The sequence below is a fragment of the Methylobacterium sp. WL64 genome (assembly GCF_008039945.1).
In the GTDB taxonomy this organism is placed as follows: domain Bacteria; phylum Pseudomonadota; class Alphaproteobacteria; order Rhizobiales; family Beijerinckiaceae; genus Methylobacterium.
Genome location: NZ_VRVA01000005.1, coordinates 118,252 through 141,292 on the forward strand (window position 1 = coordinate 118,252; position 23,041 = coordinate 141,292).

Annotated in this window: 20 protein-coding genes; 11 read left to right on the forward strand and 9 right to left on the reverse strand. The window is 69.5% G+C overall.

Features of this window, described 5'->3' with window-relative positions; genetic code table 11:
* Positions 1-15: 15 nt before the first annotated feature.
* From FV242_RS04680 to FV242_RS04695, 4 genes are all read right to left on the reverse strand, one after another.
* On the reverse strand, positions 16-330 hold the full coding sequence (locus FV242_RS04680) for a hypothetical protein (protein ID WP_147938100.1): 315 nt from the start codon (positions 328-330) through the stop codon (positions 16-18).
* A 120-nt stretch (positions 331-450) separates the two neighbouring features.
* Positions 451-1,257: an enoyl-CoA hydratase gene (locus tag FV242_RS04685; protein WP_147938101.1), complete on the reverse strand. Its 807-nt coding sequence runs from the start codon at positions 1,255-1,257 to the stop codon at positions 451-453.
* Positions 1,258-1,323: 66 nt separating this feature from the next.
* Entirely contained in the window at positions 1,324-1,539 is a 216-nt protein-coding gene (locus tag FV242_RS04690) for a hypothetical protein (protein ID WP_147938102.1), read from the reverse strand.
* Positions 1,540-1,620: 81 nt separating this feature from the next.
* Entirely contained in the window at positions 1,621-1,899 is a 279-nt protein-coding gene (locus tag FV242_RS04695; RefSeq protein WP_147938103.1) for a hypothetical protein, read from the reverse strand.
* A gap of 169 nt (positions 1,900-2,068) precedes the next feature.
* On the opposite strand from FV242_RS04695, the gene FV242_RS34315 reads away from it, so the two are divergent.
* Entirely contained in the window at positions 2,069-2,293 is a 225-nt protein-coding gene (locus tag FV242_RS34315; protein ID WP_187278327.1) for a hypothetical protein, read from the forward strand.
* A gap of 76 nt (positions 2,294-2,369) precedes the next feature.
* Here the strand turns inward: FV242_RS34315 and FV242_RS04705 are convergent, their stop codons facing one another.
* On the reverse strand, positions 2,370-2,852 hold the full coding sequence (locus FV242_RS04705) for an AMP-dependent synthetase (protein ID WP_147938105.1): 483 nt from the start codon (positions 2,850-2,852) through the stop codon (positions 2,370-2,372).
* A 273-nt stretch (positions 2,853-3,125) separates the two neighbouring features.
* On the opposite strand from FV242_RS04705, the gene FV242_RS04710 reads away from it, so the two are divergent.
* The gene (locus tag FV242_RS04710) at positions 3,126-3,581 is read left to right on the forward strand and encodes a hypothetical protein (protein WP_187278328.1); all 456 of its coding nucleotides are present in this window, start codon (positions 3,126-3,128) and stop codon (positions 3,579-3,581) included.
* A 4-nt stretch (positions 3,582-3,585) separates the two neighbouring features.
* Here FV242_RS04710 and FV242_RS04715 read toward each other — a convergent pair whose 3' ends face one another.
* A complete protein-coding gene (locus FV242_RS04715; RefSeq protein WP_147938106.1) occupies positions 3,586-4,275 on the reverse strand; it encodes a uracil-DNA glycosylase in 690 nt (229 codons plus the stop codon).
* 241 nt (positions 4,276-4,516) lie between these two features.
* On the opposite strand from FV242_RS04715, the gene hemH reads away from it, so the two are divergent.
* Together hemH and FV242_RS34320 are read left to right on the forward strand one after the other, a co-directional pair.
* Positions 4,517-5,599 (forward strand): ferrochelatase, encoded by a 1,083-nt coding sequence (hemH, locus tag FV242_RS04720; protein ID WP_147938107.1) that lies wholly within the window; start codon positions 4,517-4,519, stop codon positions 5,597-5,599.
* 94 nt (positions 5,600-5,693) lie between these two features.
* Positions 5,694-5,852: a hypothetical protein gene (locus tag FV242_RS34320; RefSeq protein ID WP_187193581.1), complete on the forward strand. Its 159-nt coding sequence runs from the start codon at positions 5,694-5,696 to the stop codon at positions 5,850-5,852.
* Between the two features lie 245 nt (positions 5,853-6,097).
* Here the strand turns inward: FV242_RS34320 and FV242_RS04725 are convergent, their stop codons facing one another.
* The gene (locus FV242_RS04725) at positions 6,098-7,012 is read right to left on the reverse strand and encodes a peptidylprolyl isomerase (protein WP_147905777.1); all 915 of its coding nucleotides are present in this window, start codon (positions 7,010-7,012) and stop codon (positions 6,098-6,100) included.
* A gap of 249 nt (positions 7,013-7,261) precedes the next feature.
* Between FV242_RS04725 and secA the strand changes: the two genes are divergently transcribed.
* From secA to FV242_RS04760, 7 genes are all read left to right on the forward strand, one after another.
* A complete protein-coding gene (gene secA, locus FV242_RS04730) occupies positions 7,262-10,159 on the forward strand; it encodes a preprotein translocase subunit SecA (RefSeq protein ID WP_147905778.1) in 2,898 nt (965 codons plus the stop codon).
* A gap of 13 nt (positions 10,160-10,172) precedes the next feature.
* The gene (gene bioD, locus FV242_RS04735; protein WP_147938108.1) at positions 10,173-10,844 is read left to right on the forward strand and encodes a dethiobiotin synthase; all 672 of its coding nucleotides are present in this window, start codon (positions 10,173-10,175) and stop codon (positions 10,842-10,844) included.
* A 270-nt stretch (positions 10,845-11,114) separates the two neighbouring features.
* A complete protein-coding gene (locus FV242_RS04740) occupies positions 11,115-13,064 on the forward strand; it encodes a potassium transporter Kup (protein ID WP_147938109.1) in 1,950 nt (649 codons plus the stop codon).
* A 140-nt stretch (positions 13,065-13,204) separates the two neighbouring features.
* Positions 13,205-14,605 carry an adenosylhomocysteinase gene (gene ahcY, locus FV242_RS04745; RefSeq protein ID WP_147938110.1) on the forward strand — a complete coding sequence of 467 codons (1,401 nt, stop codon included), beginning with the start codon at positions 13,205-13,207 and terminating at the stop codon, positions 14,603-14,605.
* 395 nt (positions 14,606-15,000) lie between these two features.
* Entirely contained in the window at positions 15,001-17,550 is a 2,550-nt protein-coding gene (locus FV242_RS04750) for a PAS domain-containing sensor histidine kinase (RefSeq protein ID WP_147905782.1), read from the forward strand.
* Positions 17,551-17,844: 294 nt separating this feature from the next.
* Positions 17,845-19,077: an MFS transporter gene (locus FV242_RS04755; RefSeq protein WP_147905783.1), complete on the forward strand. Its 1,233-nt coding sequence runs from the start codon at positions 17,845-17,847 to the stop codon at positions 19,075-19,077.
* A 131-nt stretch (positions 19,078-19,208) separates the two neighbouring features.
* Positions 19,209-20,267, forward strand: coding sequence for a GSU2403 family nucleotidyltransferase fold protein (locus tag FV242_RS04760; RefSeq protein WP_147938111.1), 1,059 nt, complete (start codon positions 19,209-19,211; stop codon positions 20,265-20,267).
* A gap of 24 nt (positions 20,268-20,291) precedes the next feature.
* Here the strand turns inward: FV242_RS04760 and tolB are convergent, their stop codons facing one another.
* Complete coding sequence (gene tolB, locus FV242_RS04765; protein WP_246692246.1) at positions 20,292-21,650, reverse strand: Tol-Pal system beta propeller repeat protein TolB; 1,359 nt, start codon at positions 21,648-21,650, stop codon at positions 20,292-20,294.
* A gap of 81 nt (positions 21,651-21,731) precedes the next feature.
* Entirely contained in the window at positions 21,732-23,033 is a 1,302-nt protein-coding gene (tolA, locus tag FV242_RS04770) for a cell envelope integrity protein TolA (protein WP_147905785.1), read from the reverse strand.
* Between the last annotated feature and the right edge of the window lie 8 nt (positions 23,034-23,041).

A 23,041-nucleotide genomic window follows, 5' to 3' on the forward strand; every position in this document is an offset into this window, starting at 1 on the left:
CGTGGGCGAGCGGATTTAATACGCCCGCAGGGATGGCTGCGCGCCGCCATCGGCGGCACCGAGCGGGCGGGCACAGCGATAGGGGCCGCTGCCGTCCAGCGCCGCGTACAGGATCCGGCCACCATCCGCGATGCACCGCGCCTTGGCCTCGGCATAGGGCCGGTGGAAGCTCCAGATCGTGATCATCGGCCCGACGGTGCCCAGGCAGACGCCGCCGAACAGCAGGGCCGCGGCCCAGGTCGCGCGGTCGGGCCGCGGACGCGGCGGCCGGGGCGGCGGCATCGCACCGACGAAGGCGAGCGTCAGTCCGAACAGGTCGAGGGTGCTCATCAGCCGTTCCGCGAGGACGTGCCGAGACCGGCAGGACAGGGTGTGCCCCGATCCTAGGGCAGGGCGGAGCTCGAGCCTACGCGTCGCGAGGCACCGGGCCTGCGTCGTATCGCGCCGGGCTCACGGCTCCCAGCGCGGCGTCCGCTTGGTCAGGAACGCGTCGATGCCTTCCTGGGCGTCGGCCATCATCATGTTCCGGGTCATGACCTCGGCGGTGTAGCCGTAGGCCTCTTCCAGGCCCATCTCGATCTGGCGGCCGAACGCCTCCTTGCCGACCGCCAGAACCCGCCGGGCCTTCCCGGCGATCTTCCGGGCCATGGCGGCCACCGCGTCTTCCAGATCCGCGGCCGGCACGGCGCGGTTGACGAGGCCGATTCTGTGCGCCTCCTGCGCGTCGATCGGCTCGCCGACCAGCAGCATCTCGAGGGCGGCCTTGCGCGACACCGCCCGCGACACGGCGACCATCGGGGTCGAGCAGAACAAGCCGATCTGCACGCCCGGCGTGGCGAACCGGGCCTCCTCGGCGCAGATCGCGAGGTCGCAGGTGGCGACGAGCTGGCAGCCGGCTGCGGTCGCGATGCCGTGGACCTGGGCGATCACCGGCTGCGGCAGGCGCGTGAGGCTCAGCATCAGGCGGGCGCAGGTGCGGAACACCGCCTCGGTCGCCGCTCGCGAAGGATCGGCGCGCATCTCCTTGAGGTCGTGGCCGGCGCAGAAGGCCGGGCCGGCGCCGCGCAGGATCACCACGCGCACCCCGGCATCCTCCCGGATCGCGTCGAGTTGCGCTTGAAGGGCGCCCATCAGGGCCATCGACAGGGCGTTGCGCGCCTGGGGACGGTTCAGCGTGAGGGTGGCGACGCCGTCGGCATCGTGGCGCAGCAGGACGGGGGCGTCTGCGGGTGCTTGGGCGGTCAGGGCTGCGGACATTCCGGGATCCTCACTTGAGCTGAGTCGCGCGAAGGGGCGCACATGTGCTCCCGCGGCCGATGCGGGTCATCGTTGCCTGGGGCCGATGCCCCCTGGGATCCGGTTGCGATCGGCATGGCCACGATCGTCTATGAGCGTTTCCTCGCCGGCAACGTGTCCCATGGTGACGGGGATGGCGGTCATGGCCCAGAGCGGCGAGATGCGGTTGGCCAGCTTCGTATCATCATTTTCGCGGCTCAAGATCAGTTTGCTTCGCTTGCCGCTCGAGCTTTTCCCGATCACGTTGCAATCGGAAACAGCGCTAAGCCCTTGATTCGACGTGCTCGCTAACGCCGAACCGGCCTCCACTTCGGCGGCGAGCGCTCAAGTGTCGAAGACCGAGACACGGTGGGCGACCCGCCGAGCGTCCAGCAGATGTTCCGAGTTGCGGGCCCAACGCCGCTCGAGGTCGGCCGGCCGAACAGGATGGCCGCCGCGCTTCACGCGCTCGGCCACGCGGGTCCGCGATTGGAGGAGGCGCGCGATCCCGACGAAGACGAGGTTGATCTGGAAGCCCGGTGCGCGGGTCTCGGCCGGGGAAGCGCGCTGGCGTCGACCGGCCGAGGTCGTTGCGAGGCCGAAAGTCTGCCGCCCGTCTCGCAAAGCCCGGCCATGCTCGATGGCGAGGCGGCTCGCACCGGCAGCAACGCGAAGGCGTCCGGATTTACGGCCGCGATTGGTCCAACTGCATAACGGCGGGCCGGGATTGATTTGCCAGCAGCAGTCGGCCCGGCAAAACCCCGGCGCTGCGGTGTCATAGATCGCGGATGACTTGGTCGCCTGCGACATCGAACCGGACCCGTTGCGGCCGTCCGTCCGGGTATTCCTTCACGAGCAAGTCTTCGGGCGTATCGTCCTCGACGGAGCAGACGGGAAACCCGGCCTGCCGATGTTCGCGAGCCGCGGAGCCAACGTCGTCGCGGACGCTCAGGAGATCTCGCCGGAGGGCGTTGCTCGAATCACCGGGCTTCGTGGCCTCGATCGCCGTCATGCGTGAACGCTTCGATCGGATCTGTGATGCGCGTATCACCGATCCGCAGCAGATGCCTCACGGCGCCGAAGCCAATCGCTCCTCAATCCTGCTCGGCCAGGGCGAGATCCAGGCTGGCGAAGTCGGCGCCGGGACCGTTCCACCACACGGACGGATAGGAGGCGAGGCGGCCCATCACGCCGGCATAGGCCTCGGCCAGGACCGTATCGGCGATTACCAGCGTCGCGGCCGAGAGGGCCAGGCTGTCGGCGAGGGCCTCGCCGCGCCGGCTGCCGTCGATGGCGACGACCCGGATCCCGAGCCGGGCCAGGCCGAGCCGCATCGCCTCCGCCTGGCCGAGGTCGCGGACGAGGAGCGCTACGGTCGCGCCGGCCCGGAGGCCTTCGCCGTAAGCCCAATGCGCGACCCGGTTGGGGCAGATCGCCGGGGCGGTCTGCGCGTGGTGCGGATGCCGATCCCCGGAAGCGCCGCCGGAGCGGAGGCGCCGGCCCGGATCACGGGTGGCCGGATTGGGAACCGGCGTCGGGACGGAGATGTCTGCGACAGTGGAGTTCACGCCAAACATACGCTGCGAACCGCCTGGATCTGGTTAAACGGTGGACCTTGGCGTGACGCGAGCCGGTTAACACTCTGTCTCACGAACGCAGATCATCGGAACACTGGGCTGTTTTCCGGTCCGCGGACCCCTGCGACTGCGCCTATGCCGAATCGTTGATGAACGGCCGACCGCAATTTGCATGCGAATTCGGTCGCATTGGCGATGTGCCCGGTCCGGCCTATGTCCGGCTCCACGCGGGCGGCCCGGAAGAGGTCGCCCCGGACCGAGGAACACCGTCCCATGAACCGCCCCACGCGCCGGGTCGCCCCCAACGCCACAGCCCTCTCCCTGACGCTCGCCGCCGCGACGCTCGCCGCCTTGCCGGCGCAGGCGCAGATCCGGAACGCCCCGTCGCCGCGCGCGCTCGAATTCGCCGCCTACATCTTCGCCGCCTCGAACGTCTGCGGCTACCGCATCGGCAACGCGGCCTTCGAGGGCCTGCTGGCGAAGCAGAACGTGCGGGTGGACGACGTCCAGCCGCGCGGCCCGTTCGGCAACCGCGTCCAGACCATGTTCACGCTGATGTCGAACCAGATGGCCCAGAACCGGGATCAGGCCTGCATCGCGGTGGCCGGCGAGTACGGGCCCGAGGGCTCCATCACCAAGAACGTCCTGCTGCCGGCCGGCCAAGCCGCCGACGCGCCGGCTCCGGCGGAGCCCGTAAAGCCGGCAGAGCCCGCAAAGCCGGCGCAATAACCGGTCAGCCGAGGCGCCAGTCGATCGGCGCCACCCCGCGCTCACCCAGCCAGCCGTTGGCGCGGCCGAACGGGTCCGAGCCCGGGAAATCCCGGGCGCGGTTGAGCGGCGAGGGGTGCCCGCTCTCGAACACGCCGTGGCGCGCCGCATCGATCAGCGGCACCCGGGCGCGGGCCTGAGCGCCCCACAGCAGGAAAACCGCCGGTTCCGGACGCGCCGAGACCGCCGCGACGGCCTCGTCGGTCAACGCCGACCAGCCATAGCGCAGATGCGCGCCGGCCTTGCCGGCCTCGACGGTGAGCGCGCTGTTGAGGAGCAGCACGCCCTGCCGGGCCCAGGCCGTCAGGTCGCCGCCGGCGGACCGTTCCGAGCCGGCCTCGGCCAGGATCACCCGCAGCGAGGCCGGGACGCGGCCGGATCCGACATACGAGAAGGCAAGGCCGTTGGCGTCGCCCGGCGTCGGGTAGGGATCCTGCCCGAGGATGACGGCGCGGACCGCCGGCAGCGGCGTCTCGGCGAGCGCCCGGAAGATGTCGGCCGGCGCCGGCAGAACCCGCGCGCCCGCGGCGATCCGGGCATCGACCCGGGCCGCGACGGCGTCGGCCGCGTCGCCGACGAAGAACGGCAGCGCCAGCCACGGCGACCCGGAGGCGCGGAAAGCCGCCAGTGCGGCGGCCACGGGGGTGTCGGACATCGGGTCTCGCGGTTGCGGGCCGGGACGGCGGTGGCTAGGGAGGAACGGTCGATCATGCATGGCACGTCCGGTGCAGCATGTCGCAGCCGGCCTTCGCTGGGCGGCGCGGCACCCTACATGGGATTGCAGCGCATACCGGGAAGCCTCTGACACCGGGAAGCCTCCGGCCCAAGCGCGTGCGCCGGCTGCCGGGTATCTGAAGCCAGAAGAAGGACTCGGCGCGCGGCGCCGGAACGCTGCCATGAACGAACGCGTCGAACCCGCCGCGCTGGCGGAAGGCCGGCCCCTCTCCACAATGGTCCCCGCTGCGGGCGGCATGCCGGCCGACCATCCGAAGGTCGCCTGGGGCCGCGTCGGCGTCTTGCTGATGAACCTCGGCACCCCCGAGGGCACCAGCTACTGGCCGATGCGGCGCTACCTCAAGGAGTTCCTGTCGGACCGGCGGGTGATCGAGGTGCCGCGGCTGATCTGGTGGCCGCTGCTCAACCTGATCATCCTGACCAAGCGACCGGGGCCGAAGGGCCGCGACTACGCCAGCGTCTGGAACAACACCCGCAACGAGGGCCCGCTCAAGACCACCACCCGGGGCCAGAGCGAGCGCCTGCAGGCCGCGATGGGGGATTCCGTCGTGGTCGACTGGGCGATGCGCTACGGCAAGCCGGAGGTCGCCGACCGGCTCCAGGCGCTGCTCGACCAGGGCTGCGACCGGATCCTGCTGGTTCCGCTCTATCCGCAATATGCCGCCGCGACCTCGGCCACCGCCTGCGATCAGGCGTTCCGCGCCCTGATGGACATGCGCTGGCAGCCGACCGTACGGGTGTCACCGCCCTATCACGACGATCCGGTCTACATCGCCGCGATGGCCGATTCGATCCGCGAGGGCTTGGCAAAGCTCGATTTCGAGCCCGAGGTGATCCTGACCTCGTTCCACGGCGTGCCGCGCAGCTACCTGCTCAAGGGCGACCCGTACCATTGCCAGTGCCACAAGACCGGGCGCCTGATCCGGGAGGCCCTGGGGATGTCGCCCGAGCGCATGCGGGTGACGTTCCAGTCGCGCTTCGGCAACGAGGAATGGCTCAAACCCTACACCGACGAGACCGTGACGGAGCTGGCGAAATCCGGCGTGAAGCGCATGGCCATCGTCGCCCCGGGCTTCACGGCCGATTGCCTGGAGACGCTGGAGGAGCTCGACGGCGAGAACCGCCACTATTTCGAGGGCAACGGCGGCGAGCGCTTCGCCTACATCCCGTGCCTGAACGATTCCGACCTGGGCATGAAGGTCATCGAGCACGTCGTGCGCCGCGAGCTTCAGGGCTGGCTCTGACGCGAAAACGTCCGCGCACCGCTTGCGGACGGCCCGGACCGGCCTATCATCCTCCAAAGCTGGACGCCTCGCAGATCCGGCGTTGGAGGATCACATGGCCTTCTTCATCGGGATCGCGTGTCCCTGGCTGCTGATCGCGGTGCTCGACCGGATCGCCGAAGGCCGCCGCACGGCCGAACTCGCCGCGCTCGGGGTGACCGTACCGGTGGCGCCCACCCACTCCGCCTACCTGCATCCCGACCGGCCGTATTGAGGCATCCGGGCGCGGAAGGACTGACCGTCTGAAGGCGTGAGCGTTCGCTAGTCGTTCGACCACCCTCCTGGTCATCCCGGGGCCGCGAAGCGAAGCCCGGGATCCAGAGACGCAGACCGATCCGGCCTAGCGCTGTCGGTGGATCTGGCCTCCGGGTTCGCCTGCGGCGCCCCGGAAGGCCACGATTTGTTATCCGATCCCGTTCCCTGACGAGAGGATGGGGAACACCTTTCGTCCCGACCGGCTCACGGCTTCTTCGTATCCGGCGCCGGCTGCGCGGCGGCCGGCGCAGCGTCGGTCCGGTCGATCTTGGCCTCGGCGCGCAGCTTCAGGATCATGTCCTGCTGCGCCTTGCGGACGATGTGCTGGTCGATCTGTTCCTTCAGCTCGTCGAAGGTCGGCTGCGGCTTGGTCCGCTTCTCCTCGACCTTGATGACATGCCAGCCGAACTGGCTCTTCACAGGATCGGAGACCTGGCCGGGCTTCATCGCGAAGGCGGCGTTGGCGAAGTCCGGGACCATCCGCTCCTTGGTGAACCAGCCGAGATCGCCGCCCTCTGCCTTGGAGCCAGGATCCTTCGAGGCCTCGGCCGCGACCTTGGCGAAATCCTCGCCGCCCTTGATCCGGGCCGCGATCTTCTTCGCATCGCCCTCGTTGTCCACCAGGATGTGGCGCGCGTGCACCTCCTCCTCGGGCTTCATCAGCTTGACGGTCTGATCGTAGATCGCGTGCTCGGCCTCAGGGGTCACCGCCCGCTTGGCCTCCTGTTCCAGGTAATCGTCGAGCAGGAGCTTGTCGCGGAAGTAGGCGAGCTTGCGCTTGAACTCCGGCGTGTCGCCGATCTTGGCGGCCTCGGCCGCCTGCGCGCCGACCCGCAGGTCGACCATGTAATCCACCAGGAGGGACTTCTTCTGCGCCTCGTCCACCCCCGGGAGCGACAGGGCCGGGTCGTCGGACGCGATGGCGAGGTCGCCCTGGGTGATCGGCTTGCCGTTGACGCTCGCCACCACGGTGTCGGGGCTCGGCGCAGTCGCCGTGTTGGCCGCGGGCGTCGATGTCGAGGACGGGGCCGCCTGGGGCGCCTGGGCCAGCGCGGATCCCGGTATCGCGAGCATGAGGGCGAGCGCGCTCGCGCGCCGGAGGAGGGCGGTGTTCGGCATGCTGGCGTGGTCCTCGGCTGACGTCTCGTTGCCGCCCCTGTCGAGGCCGGGCGGCGGGCCGCGGCACAGGTGGCGCGCGTCGCGCGAGAAGGCAAGCGCTGCCGTTTCGGCCTTCCGGCGCCGAGCCTATCGGAGCCTGCCTCTTTCAGGTGCGTCGGCGGATGTTTACCTCTATAAGCCCGGCCAACTCCGCCAAGGCCGGCCCGCCACGCTCACCCGTCGGCGGGCTCGCGCGTCTGCAGGTCAACGATGCTCGGCTCGATCGCCAAGAAGATTTTCGGCTCCTCCAACGACCGCCGCGTCAAGGGCTACCGCCCGCGGGTGGCGCTGATCAACGCGCTGGAACCGGAGATCCAGGCCCTGTCGGACGACGCGCTCCGGGCGCGGACCGACATGCTGAAGGCGGAGCTGGCCGCCGGCAAGAGCCTCGACGACATCCTGGTCCCGGCCTTCGCCACCGTCCGCGAGGCGGCCAAGCGGGTCTTCGGCCAGCGCCATTTCGACGTGCAGCTGATCGGCGGCATGGTGCTGCACGAGGGCGCCATCGCCGAGATGAAGACCGGCGAGGGCAAGACCCTGGTGGCGACCCTGCCGGTCTACCTGAACGCCCTGGAGGGCAAGGGCGTCCACGTCGTCACCGTGAACGACTACCTCGCCGCCCGCGATGCCGAGTGGATGGGCCAGCTCTACCGGTTCCTCGGCCTCACCGTCGGGACCATCGTGCACGGGCTCGACGACGAGCAGCGCAAGGCGGCCTACGCCTGCGACATCACGTACGGTACCAACAACGAGTACGGCTTCGACTACCTGCGCGACAACATGAAGTACGAGCTGTCTCAGCTCGCCCAGCGGGGACACAACTTCGCGATCGTGGATGAGGTCGATTCGATCCTGATCGACGAGGCCCGGACGCCGCTGATCATCTCCGGGCCAGTGGACGACCGCTCCGAGCTGTACGTCTCGGTCGACGCGATCATGCCCCGGCTGGTGCGCGAGCATTACGACCTCGACGAGAAGCAGCGCACGGTCTCGCTCACGGAAGCCGGCAACGAGTTCGTCGAGGAGACCCTGCGCGAGGTCGGCCTGCTCAAGGACGGCGACCTGTACGACGCCCACAACGTCAGCCTCGTCCACCACGTGAACCAGGCCCTGCGCGCCAACACCCTGTTCACCCGGGACAAGGACTACATCGTCAAGAACGACGAGGTGGTGATCATCGATGAGTTCACCGGTCGCATGATGCAGGGGCGGCGCTACTCGGAGGGACTGCACCAGGCCCTCGAGGCCAAGGAGCGCGTGACAATCCAGCCCGAGAACCAGACGCTGGCCTCGATCACGTTCCAGAACTACTTCCGCCTCTACGGCAAGCTCGCCGGCATGACCGGTACGGCCTCGACGGAAGCGGACGAGTTCGCCGAGATCTACAAGCTCGACGTGGTCGACATCCCGACCAACAAGGAGGTCGAGCGCGTCGACGAGGACGACGAGGTCTACCGCACGGTGGGCGAGAAGTACGAAGGCATCATCGCGGAGATCGACAAGGCGCATAGCCGCCACCAGCCGATCCTGGTCGGCACCGGCTCGATCGAGAAGTCCGAGCACCTGGCCGAGATGCTGAAGAAGGCCGGCTACACCCTGCTCGACTATTCCGATCCGAACGCGCTCACCGACGTCTACAAGGCCGCCCGCGAGGGCCGGGTTACCAAGCGCTTCGCCGTGCTGAACGCCCGCTTCCACGAGCAGGAGGCCTACATCGTCGCCGAGGCCGGTGTGCCCGGCGCGATCACCATCGCCACCAACATGGCCGGCCGCGGCACCGACATCAAACTCGGCGGCAACCTCGAGATGCGCATCGAGAAGGAGCTCGGTCAGCTCGCCGACGGTCCGGAGCGCGACGCCGCCATCGACGCCATCAAGGCGGAGATCGCCGACAACCGCGCCAAGGTCCTGGCCTCCGGCGAGCCGGCCGACCCCGAGGCCGGCCGCAAGAAGGCCCTGCCGGGCGGCCTCTACATCATCGGCACCGAGCGCCACGAATCCCGGCGCATCGACAACCAGCTCCGCGGCCGCTCCGGCCGCCAGGGCGATCCGGGCCGCTCGAAGTTCTACCTGTCGCTTCAGGACGACCTGATGCGGATCTTCGGCTCCGACCGCATGGACGGGATGCTGCAGAAGCTAGGCCTGGAGCAGGGCGAGGCGATCATCCACCCCTGGATCAACAAGGCGATCGAGAAGGCGCAACAGAAGGTCGAGGCGCGCAACTTCGACATGCGCAAGAACGTGCTCAAATACGACAACGTCATGAACGACCAGCGCAAGGTCGTGTTCGAGCAGCGCCGGGACTTCATGGCCCAGGAGAGCGTGCGCGAGACCGTCGACGAGATGCGCGAGGGCGTGATCGACGACTTCGTCGCCCGCTACATCCCGCAGAACGCCTACGCCGAGCAGTGGGACGTCGCGGCCTTGCGCGAACAGGTCCGCGACGTGCTGAACCTCGACGCGCCGGTGGAGGATTGGGCCAAGGAAGAGGGCATCGCGGACGAGGAGATGCGCGAACGCCTGCTCAAGGCCGCCGAGACGGGCTACGCCGAGCGGGCCGAGAAGAACGGCACCGAGATCACCGCCTACATCGAGAAGCAGGTCCTGCTCCAGACGCTTGACCACCTCTGGCGCGAGCACCTTGTGACCCTCGACCACCTCAGGCAGGTGATCGGTTGGCGCGGTTTCGCCCAGCGCGACCCGCTCAACGAGTACAAGTCCGAGGCGTTCGACCTCTTCAACAGCCTGGTGACGTCCCTGCGCGAGCAGGTGACGGCGCAGCTCTCCCGCGTCGAGATCGTGCACCAGCAGCCCGATCAGCAGCAGGGCTTCCCGGGTGGCACGCCGGAGCTGCCGCCGATGTTCGCCCAGCATCTCGACCCGGTGACCGGCGAGAACGAAATGGATTACGGCGAGCGCGGCTCGGGCAGCGACGGCGGCGGCGGTCCCGCCTACGGCTACGCGGCCCAGGGCCTCTCGGTGGATGGCGCGGTGCTCGAGCGCGACCCGAACGATTCCGCCACCTGGGGCCGGGTCGGGCGCAACGAGCCGTGCCCGTGCGGTTCGGGCAAGAAGTACAAGCACTGCCACGGCACGTTCCAGGCCTGAGGCGGCCGGCATCATGGCCGCCCGCACGGTCTTCGTCGCCGGCGCCGGCACCGAGATCGGCAAGACCTACGTCACCGCGGCGCTGACCCGGCGCCTGCGGGCGCAGGGCCGGCAGGTCCGGACCCTGAAGCCCCTGGCGAGCGGCGTGCCGCCGTTGAGCGATCCGGCCTTCGCGGAGAGCGACACGGCGCACCTCCTCGACGCGCAGGGCCTCGCTGTCGAAGCCGAGACCGTTGAGGCCTGCTCACCCTGGCGGTTCTCGGCCCCGCTTGCGCCCGATCAGGCGGCCGCCCTGGAGGGCCGGGCGCTGGACCTGCCCGAGCTCGTCGCCTGGTGCCGGGCGCAGATCGCCCGCACCGAGGGCACGCTGCTGATCGAAGGGGTCGGCGGGCTGATGAGCCCGGTCACCGGGGCCGCGACCGGCCTCGACTGGCTGCGGGAGCTGGCCGTGCCGGCGCTGCTCGTCTCCGGCAGCTATCTCGGGGCGATCAGCCACGCGCTCACCGCCTGCGAGACCCTGCGGCTGCACCGCGTGCCGCTGCTGGCCGTCGCCATCAGCGAAAGCGAGGGCGCGCCCGCGCCGCTCTCCACCGTCGCCGCGTCGATCGCCCGGCATGCCGGCGTGCCGGTGTTCGGCCTGCGGCGGGGCGAGCCGTGCCCGGACGCCCTGGCCGATCGGGTATGACCGGGTACGGGCCGGAAAGCGCCTGTTGCGCGCCGTCCCGTTCCCGGGTCGCAGTCCGCTGACGGTCCGACCGTCCGGGAAAAGCGGCGTGGTCCCTTCGCCGGCGACGACCACGCCGTTGGAGACGCGATACGGCTTCCCGGTGATCGTTCGACCCATGGCGAGCCCTTTGACCGGGAGCCTATCCGAACGCGACCGCTTCCACTCGGACGGACAGCGCTCTACCTGTGCCGCCAGGGCCGGCGCGTTTGAGCCCGCGGGAGACGTGCGTTGAGTCAGTCCCTTGCACCCGCGGCGGCTCCGGATGCGCGAACCCGCGCGGGCGACGACAACGATGCCTCCCAGAAAAGCCGGCTCAAGCCCGCCCTCGTCTTCGGCGCGCTCGGCGTCGTCTACGGGGATATCGGCACCAGCCCGCTCTACGCCTTCAAGGAGGCCGTGAAGGCGGCCACCGCCGGGGGCGCTACGGTCCCGGCCGCCGCGACGGGCGCGGTGTCGCTGATCCTGTGGTCGCTGATCCTGATCGTGTCGCTGAAATACGCGGTGCTGATCCTGCGCGCCGACAACAAGGGCGAGGGCGGCATCGTGGCCATGCTGGCGCTGCTCGGCGCCCGGCAGGCGCAGCCCGGAACGTTGAAGGCCGTGCTGCTGGTGGTCGGGCTGATCGGTGCCGCGCTGCTCTACGGCGACGGCGCGATCACCCCGGCGATCTCGGTGCTCTCGGCGATCGAGGGGCTGAAGGTCGACGCGCCGTCGCTCGGGCACTTCGTCGTGCCGATCACGATCGCGATCCTGGTCGTGCTGTTCGCCGTGCAGCACAAGGGCGTCGCGGTGATCGGCCGGGTGTTCGGCCCGGTGATGCTGGTCTGGTTCGTGGTGCTGGCGGCCCTCGGGATCGTCGGCATCCTGGGCAAGCCCGAGATCCTGTCGGCGCTGAACCCGCTGCGCGCCGTCGATTTCATGCTGCATGCCGGCTGGCACGTGAGCTTCGCGATGCTGGGCGCGGCCTTCCTGGCGGTTACCGGCGGCGAGGCGATGTACGCCGATCTCGGCCATTTCGGCGCGATGCCGATCCGGGCCGCGTGGTTCGTCCTGGTCCTGCCGGCGCTGGTGCTCAACTATTTCGGGCAGGGCGCCCTGCTGCTCGCCGCGCCCGACGCGATCGAGAACCCGTTCTTCCGCCTGTGCCCGGATTGGGGCCACTACCCGCTGATCGCGCTGGCAACACTCGCCACCATCATCGCCTCGCAGGCGATCATCTCCGGGGTGTTCTCCCTGACCCAGCAATCGGTGCAGCTCGGCTTCCTGCCGGCGATGCGCATCGTCCAGACCGCCCGGGAGGAGCGCGGCCAGATCTACGTCCCGATGGTGAACTGGCTACTCGCCGCCGCGACCCTGGTGGCCGTGGTGCTGTTCGGGTCCTCCGACGCGCTCGCCGGGGCCTACGGCATCGCGGTTTCGATGCTGATGGCCATCACCACGCTGCTCGCGGCGCTGATCGCGCTGCGGTGGGGCTACAACCCGATCCTCGTCTTCGCGGTCAACGGCATCTTCCTGGCCATCGACGCCGTGTTCTTCGCGGCCAACAGCGTGAAGATCCTGGAGGGCGGCTGGTTTCCCCTGGTGCTCGCCGGTTTCGTCGCGCTGATGATGCTCACCTGGAAGAAGGGCAACGAGCTGGTCGAGCAGGCCCGGGTCGCGCTGCGCCTGCCGGAGGATGCGTTCCTGGCCGGGCTCCAGCACCGCGACCTGCTGCGCCTGCCCGGCACCGCGGCCTTCCTGTCGGCGGCCGAGCACGGGATCCCCCTCCACCTGTCGCGCTTCGTCGAGCGCAACCACGCGCTGATGGAGCGCATCCTGATCATCACCGCGCTCTACGAGGAGACCCCCACGGTCCCGGTGGAGCAGCGCGCCCACGTGACGATCCTGGCGCCGGACTTCTACCGGGTGATCCTGCGCTACGGCTTCATGGAGGAGGCCTCGATCCCGGAAGGGCTGGCCTGCGCGGTCGCGTCCCGCCACCTGCCCGCGAACGTCGTCGACGACATGACCGTGTTCGTCGGGCACGAGACGATCATCCCCAAGGACGACCATCTCGGCATGGCGCCGTGGCGCGAAAACCTGTTCGCCTTCATGCAGCGCAACGCCGAGCGCACCGGCGCCTTCTTCGGCGTGCCGACCCGGCAGGTGGTCGAGGTCGGCACGGAGATCGAGATCTGAGCAGGCGAAAAGAACCGGCGGCGAACGCCCTCGCAGCCTGGAACGCATAAAGACATGTTTATGTCTTGATTGCTTCGTAACGTTCGAAGTGGTAGGGGCTGGCCCCGAACCGCAACGCGAACACACGGAGCCGCCGACTCATGGCCAAGGATTATATCGTCAAGGACATCGGGCTGGCCGATTACGGCCGCAAGGAGATCTCGATCGCCGAGACGGAGATGCCGGGCCTGATGGCGGTCCGCGAGGAATACGGCGCTGCGCAGCCCCTGAAGGGCGCCAAGATCGCCGGCTCGCTGCACATGACGATCCAGACCGCCGTGCTGATCGAGACCCTGAAGGCGCTCGGCGCCGACATCCGCTGGGTCTCCTGCAACATCTACTCGACCCAGGACCACGCCGCCGCCGCCATCGCGGCCGCCGGCATCCCGGTCTTCGCCGTGAAGGGCGAGACCCTAGAAGAGTACTGGGACTACACCTCGCGCCTGTTCGACTGGCATGACGGCGGCATGCCGAACATGATCCTCGACGACGGCGGCGACGCCACCATGTTCGTCCATCTCGGCCTGCGCGCCGAGCGCGGCGACACCGCCTTCCTCGACAAGCCGGAGAGCGAGGAGGAGGAGGTCTTCTTCGCGCTGCTCAAGAAGAAGCTGGCCGAGAAGCCGAAGGGCTGGTTCGCCGGCCTCGCCGACAGCATCAAGGGCGTCTCCGAGGAGACCACCACGGGCGTGCACCGCCTGTACGTGCTGGCCAAGGAGGGCAAGCTGCTCTTCCCGGCGATCAACGTGAACGACTCGGTCACCAAGTCGAAGTTCGACAACCTCTACGGCTGCAAGGAGTCGCTGGTCGACGGCATCCGCCGCGGCACCGACGTGATGATGGCCGGCAAGGTGGCCATGGTCGCCGGCTTCGGCGATGTCGGCAAGGGTTCGGCCGCCTCGCTGCGCAATGCCGGCTGCCGCGTGCTCGTGTCGGAGATCGATCCGATCTGCGCGCTCCAGGCCGCCATGGAGGGCTACGAGGTCGTGACGATGGAGGACGCCGCAGCGCGCGCCGACATCTTCGTCACCGCCACCGGCAACAAGGACATCATCACCCTCGATCACATGCGGTCGATGAAGGACCGGGCGATCGTCTGCAACATCGGCCACTTCGACAACGAGATTCAGGTCGCCGGCCTGAAGAACCTCAAGTGGTCCAACATCAAGCCGCAGGTGGACGAGATCACCTTCGCGGACGGCCACCGCATCATCCTCCTGTCGGAGGGCCGCTTGGTGAACCTCGGCAACGCCACGGGTCACCCGTCCTTCGTGATGTCGGCCTCGTTCACCAACCAGACGCTGGCGCAGATCGAACTCTGGACCAACACGTCCAAGTACCAGAAGCAGGTCTACACCCTGCCCAAGACCCTCGACGAGAAGGTTGCAGCCCTGCACCTCGAGAAGATCGGCGTGAAGCTCTCCAAGCTGCGCCCCGACCAGGCCGCCTATATCGGCGTCTCCGAGGCCGGCCCGTTCAAGTCCGAGCATTACCGCTACTGAGCCGGCTCCGGCCGGCGGCGCCTCCGGTTCGGCGCGCGAGCCAAACCGGAGGTTGAATTCCTAACCGGATCTATAAGGGCCGGGACGGCGTTCGGCGCCTCCATCACCAAGCAAAATAGGGCCCGGCGCGCTGCGTCGGGCCCTTTCGTTTGTCAACCCGTTTGAGCGCCAATGCACTGTGTCTTCTGAGTGTCGTTAACGGATGATTGTGAGCCCTCGGCGTATAGCCACGCTTCGTTCCCCTTCCGGCTGGATTCCGCCGCACGGTAAGGTGCAGCCGAATCTTAGATCGGTGGGTCCGCGAGGGTTCGAGAGAATCGTCGCGGGGACGGTGCGTTTCGCGCCGCGCGGTTGCACGCGCATGTCGGATCGCCAGGGGTGGGGGCAGGGCTATCATGGGTGTCGGTCGTGCCGCGCACGTTCGAATCTGCGTGGGTGCGCTCACATTGACGGCGGCGAGCGCTGCGCTCGCCGAACTGCCCGAGACCGCGACCACGCACGCGCCGCGTGAGATGCACGGCGTCGCCGCCCTGGCGATCTTCGGCGGCCTCGTTGCCTTTGCGGTGATTCTCTCGCTGCTCCACCTCTACGAGCGCGCACGCTGGACCCGCCGGGAGCGGGAGCTGGCCGGCGCCCTCGACGTGCTCCGCGGCGCCCACGATCGCGCCGAGATGCTGCTCAACGCCGAGCGCCAGGTCATCGTCACCTGGGACCGGCGCAGCGAGCCGGTGGTCGAGGGCGATATCAGCCTCGCGATCTACGGCGAGCGGCCGACCTCGGGCTATGCCCGCCGGGTCCTCGCCTTCGGCACCTGGCTGGTCGCCTCCGACGCCGCCGCGGTCGAGGCTGCGGTGGAGACCCTGCGGGCGCGGGGCACGAGCTTCTCCCTGAGCCTGCGCACCCAGACCGGGCGCAGCATCGACGCCCACGGACAGGCGGTGGCCGGCCGCGCGCTGCTGCGCCTGCGCGAGACCAGCCAGGAGCGCTGCGAGATCGCCGACCTGCGCGCGACCCTGGACGAGACCCGCCGCGGCCTGTCGGCGCTGGCCGGGCTCCTCGACGCGATCCCGCAGCCCGTCTGGCGGCGCAACCGGGACGGCGGCCTGAGCTGGGTCAACGCCGCCTACGCGGCGGCCGTCGAGGCCGAGACCCGCGAGGCCGCTCTCGACGGCGGCGTCGAGCTGTTCGACCGTCCGGCCCGCGAGGCGATCATCCGCGACGAGGCGGCGCGCGCCGCAGGCCTGACCCGGACCGTCCCGCGGCTCTCGGCCGTGGTGGCCGGCAGCCGGCGCATGCTGGACGTGTTCGAGACCACCCTGGACAGCGGCCGGGTCGGGATCGCCATCGACGTCTCTGAACTGGAGAGCGTCCGCGCCGACCTGCAGCGCCAGATGAATGCGAACGTCCGCACCCTGGACCAGTTGCCGACCGCGGTGGCGATGTTCGACGTCTCGCAGCGGCTGATCTTCCACAACGCCGCCTACCGCCAGCTCTGGGACCTTGACCAGGCCTTCCTCGACAGCCGCCCCTCCGACGGCGAGATCCTCGACCATCTCCGGGCCGAGCGGAAGCTGGAGGAGCAGGCCGATTTCCGCGGCTGGAAGCACGGGGTGCTCGCCGCCTACCGGGCCGCCGAGGCCAACCAGAGCTGGTGGTACCTGCCCGACGGACGAACGCTCCGCGTCGTGGCCGACCCCAACCCGCAGGGCGGCCTGACCTACCTGTTCGACGACGTCTCCGACAGCCTGAACGCCGAGACCCGCTACATCGCCCTGCGCCGCCTCCAGGCCGAGACCCTCGACACCCTGGCCGAGCCGGTGGCGGTGTTCGGCGCCGACGGGCGCATGACGCTCGCCAACCGGGCGTTCTGCACCGTCTGGCGCCTCGATCCGGCGACCGTCGAGGAGCGGCCGCATGTCGATGCCGTCATCGCGGCCTGCCGGTCGCTGGCGCCGGCCGAGGAGCCGTGGCTCGACATCCGCGACGCGGTGGTCGGCCTCGAATCACGCACCGCCCAGTCCTGCCGCCTGGAGGTGGTGGACGGCACGGTTCTCGACTGCGCCGCGCAGCCGCTGCCCGAGGGCGCGACCCTGCTGACCCTGATCGACGTCACCGCCAGCGTGAACGTCGAGCGGGCGCTGACCGAGAAGAACGACGCGCTCGAGAAGGCCGCGCAGCTGCGCGACACTTTCGTGCATCACGTCTCCTACGAGCTACGCTCGCCGCTCACGAACATCATCGGCTTCACGCAGTTGCTCGGCGACGAGACGGTCGGGGCGCTCAACGACCGTCAGCGCGAATATTCCGACCACATCATGCGCTCGTCGGCGGCGCTCTTGGTCATCATCAACGACATCCTCGACCTCGCCTCGATCGATGCCGGCTCGCTGGAGCTTCAGCGGGAGGAGGTCGACGTCCAGACCACGATCGAGGCCGCCCTGCGCGGCATCGAGGACCGGTTGGCCGAATCCCACATCACCCTGGCCCTCGACGTGCCCGAGGATATCGGCAGCGTCCACGCGGACGGGAAGCGCATCCGCCAGATCCTGTTCAACCTGCTGTCCAACGCCGTCGGCTTCTCGGACGCCGGGCAGCGGGTCGAGGTCCGCGCCCGCCGGGAGGCCCAGGAGCTGATCCTGAGCGTGCGCGACCACGGCCGCGGCATGCCGCCGGAGATCGCCGATTCGGTCTTCAACCGCTTCGAGAGCCACACCCTGGGCACCCGCCATCGCGGGGTCGGGCTCGGCCTGTCGATCGTGCGGTCCTTCGTCGAACTCCATGGCGGGCGGGTCCTCCTCGAGACCGCACCCGGGGCCGGCACCCAGGTGACCTGCATCTTCCCGCTCTTCCCTTTTGACGGGTTGCAGCGCGAGCATCCCGAACGACGACCCGCCACGACCCCGACCGTGATCGCCGCGCGCAAGCCGGGCCTGGCGGTCCACTGAGGCGCTGTTTCACCGGTCCTTCCCGATCTCCCACCTCGTCCGGACGGGACGCAGCGAAGCGGAAACCGCGACGGGGGCCTCCAACCGGCGGGCGCTCCCCGGAGGGCTCCTGCGCAGCCACTGACGCGGTACCTCAGGATCTCGGGATCGGGATCTCCGTCGATTCGAGCCCTCGGTCGGCCGGGGGGTGCCGTCGAACGCGCCCCGACCAGGGCGGCGAACAGGACGCTCCGTTTGCCTGAGCGGGCCCTCCGCCGGGCTTGATTAATCCCCCCGCCGGGCTCAGCAGGGCGCATGTCCGAAAAAGATCGTTCCGGCTGGGCCGTCTTCGGGATCGGGGACTTCCGGCTGTTCGGCTCGGCCCGCTTCCTCACCGGCCTCGCGTATCAGATGCAGGCGGTGGCGATCGGCTGGTTCGTCTACGACCTGACCCATTCCGCGCTGGCGCTGGGCCTCGTCGGGCTGGCGGGTTTCCTGCCCGCGGTGATCTGCGCCCTGATCACCGGCCACGTGGCCGACGCCTATGACCGCCGCCTGGTCGGCGCTGCGGCCTTCGGGCTCCAGAGCTTCGCGAGCTTCGGCCTGCTCGCCTACGCGCTGGCCGGCTTCCAGGCGATCTGGCCGATCTACGCCCTGGTGATCGTCGTCGGCACCGCGCGGGCCTTCGCCAACCCGGCCCTGCAGGCGCTGCTGCCGACCCTGGTGCCCGGGCCGCAATTCGGATCGGCCATCGCGTGGAACGCCTCGCTCTGGCAGAGCGCGTCGGTGATGGGCCCGGCGCTCGGCGGCCTGCTCTACGCGCTCGGGCCGTCGGTCGTGTTCGGCGGCGCGGCGGCGAGCTTCGCGCTGGCGAGCGTCCTGACGGGGCTGATCCGGTTCCGGCCTGCTGCCGTGACCGAGCGGCCGCCGATCACCTGGGCGGCCCTCTCGGCCGGCATCGGCTACATCCGCTCGCAGCCGGTAGTGCTGGGTGCGATCAGCCTCGACCTGTTCACCGTCCTGCTGGGCGGCGCCACCGCGCTCCTGCCGATCTATGCCGGCGAGGTGCTGCATGTCGGCCCGCTGGGGCTCGGCGCGCTCCGCAGCATGCCGGCCTTCGGGGCGGTCGCCATGGCGGTCCTGCTGGCCTACCGCCCGCTGCGCCGCCATGCCGGCGTGCGGATGCTGCGGGCCTGCGCGCTGTTCGGTGCGGCCACCGTCGTGTTCGGCCTCTCGACCTCGCTGCCCCTGTCGATGGCCTGCCTGTTCGTCACCGGCGCCGCCGACATGATCTCGGTCTATGTCCGCCAGACCTTCGTGCAGGGCGAGACCCCGGATGCCATGCGGGGCCGGGTCTCGGCGGTAAACACGGTGTTCATCGGCGCCTCGAACGAACTCGGCGAGTTCGAATCCGGCGTACTGGCGGCCGCGATCGGGGCGGTCCCGGCGGTGGTGGCGGGCGGCGCCGCGACGATCGCGGTCGCGCTGCTCTGGGGCCGGTTCTTCCCGGCCTTGCGGGCGCGGGACCGGTTGCTGGTGCGGGGGTAGCGGCCGGCCATTATCCCTTCGAGGTCAGTATCACAATCAGAAAGGGATAATGCATTCCCTTTCAATACCTTGCGCCGTACGCGACGTGTGCTATCAAACCAAGCTCGTCGAAAAGGGCTTGGGATCGAGCCATGCTGTTCACCGACTTGAATGGCGATCAAGCCCGACAGACGATCGACACGGAGCAGGTCTTCGGCGCCTACGTTGCGGCCCGCACCGAGCTCGTTCACCGCTATGCGGGTTCGATGGCTTGGAAGACGGTGGGCTCGCATACGTACCTGTATCGGAAGCGACAGGGCGTCTGGAAATCTCTCGGTGCCCGCTCGTCCGACACGGAGGAGATCCACCGCGGCTTCCATGACGGCCGCGCGGATCTGCAGGATCGAATCGCAAACCTCGCTGCCCGCATGGACGCGATGGCCCCGGTCAATCGCGCGCTCCGCCTCGGGAGAATGCCCATCATCGCGGCCCGTGTCCTGCGCCGCCTGACTGAGACGCGGCACTACGGTCCCGTCGTCGGGGTCGTCGGTACCAACGCCCTATACGCCTATGAACGCCTCGGAGGCGTTCAGATTGCAGGCCCGCAGCTCGCGACGGGCGCCATCGATCTGCTGTACGATGCCCGAAAAAGCCTGCGCCTCGTTGCGCCGGAGACGGCGGCAGGCGGGTTGCTGGCCGAACTGCGAAAGGTCGATCGCTCGTTCACCGTCGTCGGGAATCCCGGCTTCCGCGCCGTCAACCGCGACGGTTACTTGGTCGATCTGATCATGCCGGCCGGGAAGGATCCGATACGGCCTCCGGTTCTCAATCGCATCGGATCGGCCTCGGATGAATTGCAGGCGGTCGAGATCGAGGGGCTCGCATGGTTGGTCAACAGCCCGACGACCGCCGTCACGGCGATCGATGCCAGGGGCTATCCGGTGCAGATGTGGGTCATCGACCCGCGCGCCTTCGCGCTCCACAAGGCATGGCTCTCGACCAGGGGCGACCGCGATCCGCTGAAACGTTCGCGCGATGCCGCACAGGCGGGTCTCGTCGCATCCCTGATTCGGACGCGGCTGCCCCGATTGCCGTTCGACGACCCTGCGCTCAGACCCCTACCGCGCGCCCTGCGCGATCTGGCCGATACGATCGGCAAGCCACCGGCGCCCGAAGATGCCGACGCTAAACGGTCGGAGCCCGACTGGTAGCCGGGCTCCATAATTCCAAACGACTCAGCGTCCCGCCAGCAGCGGCGACCAGGTCGGGTCGGAGGCGTAGGAGGGCGTCGGGACCGACTGCTCCACCTTGCCGGTGATGTCGACCATGAACAGCTTGCCGCCGCCTTGGCCGCCCGGGTCGCGGAAGAACAGCACGTACTGGCCGTTCGGCGCGAAGGTCGGCCCCTCGTTGTGGTAGCCCTCGGTCAGGACGCGCTCGCCGGTCCCGTCGGGCTTCGAGACGCAGATGGCGAACCCGCCGTTGCGCTGGCGGGTGTAGGCAATCAGGTCGCCGCGGGGCGACCAGGCCGGCTGGGAGGCCGAGCCCGCCCCGAAGGTGATGCGGTGCGGGTTCGAGCCGTCCGCGCCCATCACGTAGACCTGCTGCGAGCCGCCGCGATCCGATTCGAAGGCGATCTGCGCGCCGTCCGGGGCGTAGGTCGGCGAGGTGTCGATGGCCATGCCGTTGGTGATCGAGCGCTGGGCCTTCGAGGCGATGTCCATGGTCACGATGTCGGCGTTGCCGCCCTGCTGCACGCTCATGACGAGCTTGCGGCCGTCGGGCGAGAAGCGCGGGCTCGCGCTCATCGAATCGACGTTGCCGAGGGCTTGGCGGGCGCCGGTCTCGAGGTTGATCACCTGCACCCGCGGCTGATGCCCGGTGGCCTGCGCCATGAAGGCGATGTCCTGCGTGGCCGGCGAGTAGCGCGGCGCGACGATCGACATCTCGCCGCTGGTGATCGCCCGGACGTTGGCGCCGTCCTGGTCCATCACCATCAGGCGCTTGCGCCGGTTCTCCTTGGGGCCGCTCTCGTCCACGAAGGCGATACGGCTGTCGAACCAGGGGCCGAGGCCGGTGATCTTCGTGTAGACCGCGTCCGAGATCAGGTGGCCGGTGCGCCGGGCGTTGGCGGTGTCGGTGCCGTATTGCTGACCGGTCATCTGCTGGCCCGAGCTCACGTCCCAGAGGCGGAACTCGACCTTCAGCTTGCCCGCGGCGTCCCGGGACACGCGCCCCGTGACCAGGCCCTGGATGCCGGTGGCGCGCCATTTCTCGAAGTTCGGCGCGGCGTCGAAGTTCGGCTGTTCGGGGAAGCGGGCGTGGTCGAGGGGCGTGAAGTAGCCGGAGCGGCGCAGGTTGTTGGTCACCACGCCGGAGACGAGGCCGCCGAGGCTCGGGTCGCCGCCGAAATCCGCGATGGCGATCGGCAAGGGCTGGAAGTTGCCGCCGCCGATGCGCAGCTGCAGCTGCGCCTGGGCCGGGGCCGCGAAGCCGACGGCGACCGACAGCAGCGCCAGCAACGCGACGATGGGCGCGATCAGGTGCGCGGCTGAGGGCGCCAGAAGGCGCCCGGCGGAGGAAGTGCTGTGCATGGGTCGGACCCGAAGTGGCGATCAGACGAAGTGGCGATCAGACGGGGAGGCGGGTGACGGCAGGCGACGCGGAGGGCGATCTCAGGTCGCCGTGAACTCGAACTCCGCGTTGATGGCCTTCCAGTCGTTGTAGTACGGCGCGTAGGTGGCCGGAATGTTATACGGCGCGCAGCGGCGCACCGCCCGGAGCGCGGCTTGCGCGATCGACTGGTCCACCCCGCTGGAGCCGCCCCGCATGATCCGCGGTTCGGTGCTCAGCGAGCCGTTCGGGTTCAGCCGGATGTCGAGCACCGGCAGAACCACCCCCTGGGCGGCGCCCGGAGGCGCGGAGTAGCAGCGCTCGATCTGCTGCTGCAGCAGCCCGACCAGGGCGTCGCGCAGGGACGGCGACAGGCGCTGCGCCGTGCCGGTCGCGGCGCCCAGAGCCGCGACCTTCTGCACCGTGTGGCCGGTGGCCCCGGTGGATTGCGACGGCGCCTTCGAGGCCAGCACGGAGCGGATGTCGCCGGCGTTGAACTTGTCGGCGAGCTCGGCCTGCTTGCGCGCCTTGGCCTCGCCGTCGGCCTTGGCCTTGGCGTCCGCCATCGCCTTGGACTTCGCCTTGGCGGCGGCCTCGGCCTTGGCGGCGGCTTCCGCCTTCTCGTGCGCGGCCTTGGCCTCGGCCACCTCCTTCTGGCGCTCGGCTTCCGCCTCGGCCTTGGCCTCGGCAGCCTTCCGGGCGGCTTCCCGGGCGGCCTCGGCCTTGGCAGCATCCGCCTTGGCCTTGGCCTCCGCCTTCGCGGCGGCGGCCTTCGCGGCCGCAGCCGCGGCTTCAGCCTCCTGCCGCTCGATCAGCTTGTCGAGTTGCTCGCGCTTCTCGGCTTCGGCCTTGGCGGCCGCCTTCGCCTCGGCCTTGGCCGCCGCGGCCTTCTCGGCCGCCGCAGCCTTGTCGGCCGCAGCTTTCTCAGCCGCCTTCTCGGCGGCCTTGGCGGCAGACTTCTCCGCCTCGCGCTTCTCCTCGGCAGCCTTGGCGGCTTTCGCCACCTCCTGCGGATCCGGCTCGGCGCGCAGGGGCATCTCCTCCGCGTTGGCGAGCTTCATGTCGGCGGTGCGGGTGGGCGCGGTCGGCGCGTCGGTCTTGGCGTTCTCGGGCTCGCGATCCTCGACCTTCTCGGCCTGGCGATCGGCCCGCGGCTGGGCATTCGGCATCGGCTTGTCGGCCTGGCGCTCGCCCTTGGTGATCTCGGAGAACTGGTTCTCGGTGATCACCTCGACGGGGACGCCCTCCTGGGCCTCCGGCAGGGCCGGAGCCGCCACGCTGAACAGCGCGAAGGCCAGCAGCGCCACGTGGGTGCCGGCAGAGATCCAGACACCCGGTTCCTTGCGGTCGAAGTGGAACTCCACGGTCCGGA

Coding starts and splice junctions, on each gene's coding strand:
- FV242_RS04760 (WP_147938111.1), top strand. CDS start 19,209: ATGCTGTTCACCGACTTGAATGGCGATCAAGCCCGACAGACGATCGAC.
- secA (WP_147905778.1), top strand. CDS start 7,262: ATGCTCGGCTCGATCGCCAAGAAGATTTTCGGCTCCTCCAACGACCGC.
- FV242_RS34320 (WP_187193581.1), top strand. CDS start 5,694: ATGGCCTTCTTCATCGGGATCGCGTGTCCCTGGCTGCTGATCGCGGTG.
- tolB (WP_246692246.1), bottom strand. CDS start 21,650: ATGCACAGCACTTCCTCCGCCGGGCGCCTTCTGGCGCCCTCAGCCGCG.
- FV242_RS04750 (WP_147905782.1), top strand. CDS start 15,001: ATGGGTGTCGGTCGTGCCGCGCACGTTCGAATCTGCGTGGGTGCGCTC.
- FV242_RS04715 (WP_147938106.1), bottom strand. CDS start 4,275: ATGTCCGACACCCCCGTGGCCGCCGCACTGGCGGCTTTCCGCGCCTCC.
- FV242_RS04710 (WP_187278328.1), top strand. CDS start 3,126: ATGAACCGCCCCACGCGCCGGGTCGCCCCCAACGCCACAGCCCTCTCC.
- FV242_RS04725 (WP_147905777.1), bottom strand. CDS start 7,012: ATGCCGAACACCGCCCTCCTCCGGCGCGCGAGCGCGCTCGCCCTCATG.
- ahcY (WP_147938110.1), top strand. CDS start 13,205: ATGGCCAAGGATTATATCGTCAAGGACATCGGGCTGGCCGATTACGGC.
- FV242_RS04705 (WP_147938105.1), bottom strand. CDS start 2,852: ATGTTTGGCGTGAACTCCACTGTCGCAGACATCTCCGTCCCGACGCCG.
- FV242_RS04755 (WP_147905783.1), top strand. CDS start 17,845: ATGTCCGAAAAAGATCGTTCCGGCTGGGCCGTCTTCGGGATCGGGGAC.
- FV242_RS04685 (WP_147938101.1), bottom strand. CDS start 1,257: ATGTCCGCAGCCCTGACCGCCCAAGCACCCGCAGACGCCCCCGTCCTG.
- hemH (WP_147938107.1), top strand. CDS start 4,517: ATGAACGAACGCGTCGAACCCGCCGCGCTGGCGGAAGGCCGGCCCCTC.
- bioD (WP_147938108.1), top strand. CDS start 10,173: ATGGCCGCCCGCACGGTCTTCGTCGCCGGCGCCGGCACCGAGATCGGC.
- FV242_RS04680 (WP_147938100.1), bottom strand. CDS start 330: ATGAGCACCCTCGACCTGTTCGGACTGACGCTCGCCTTCGTCGGTGCG.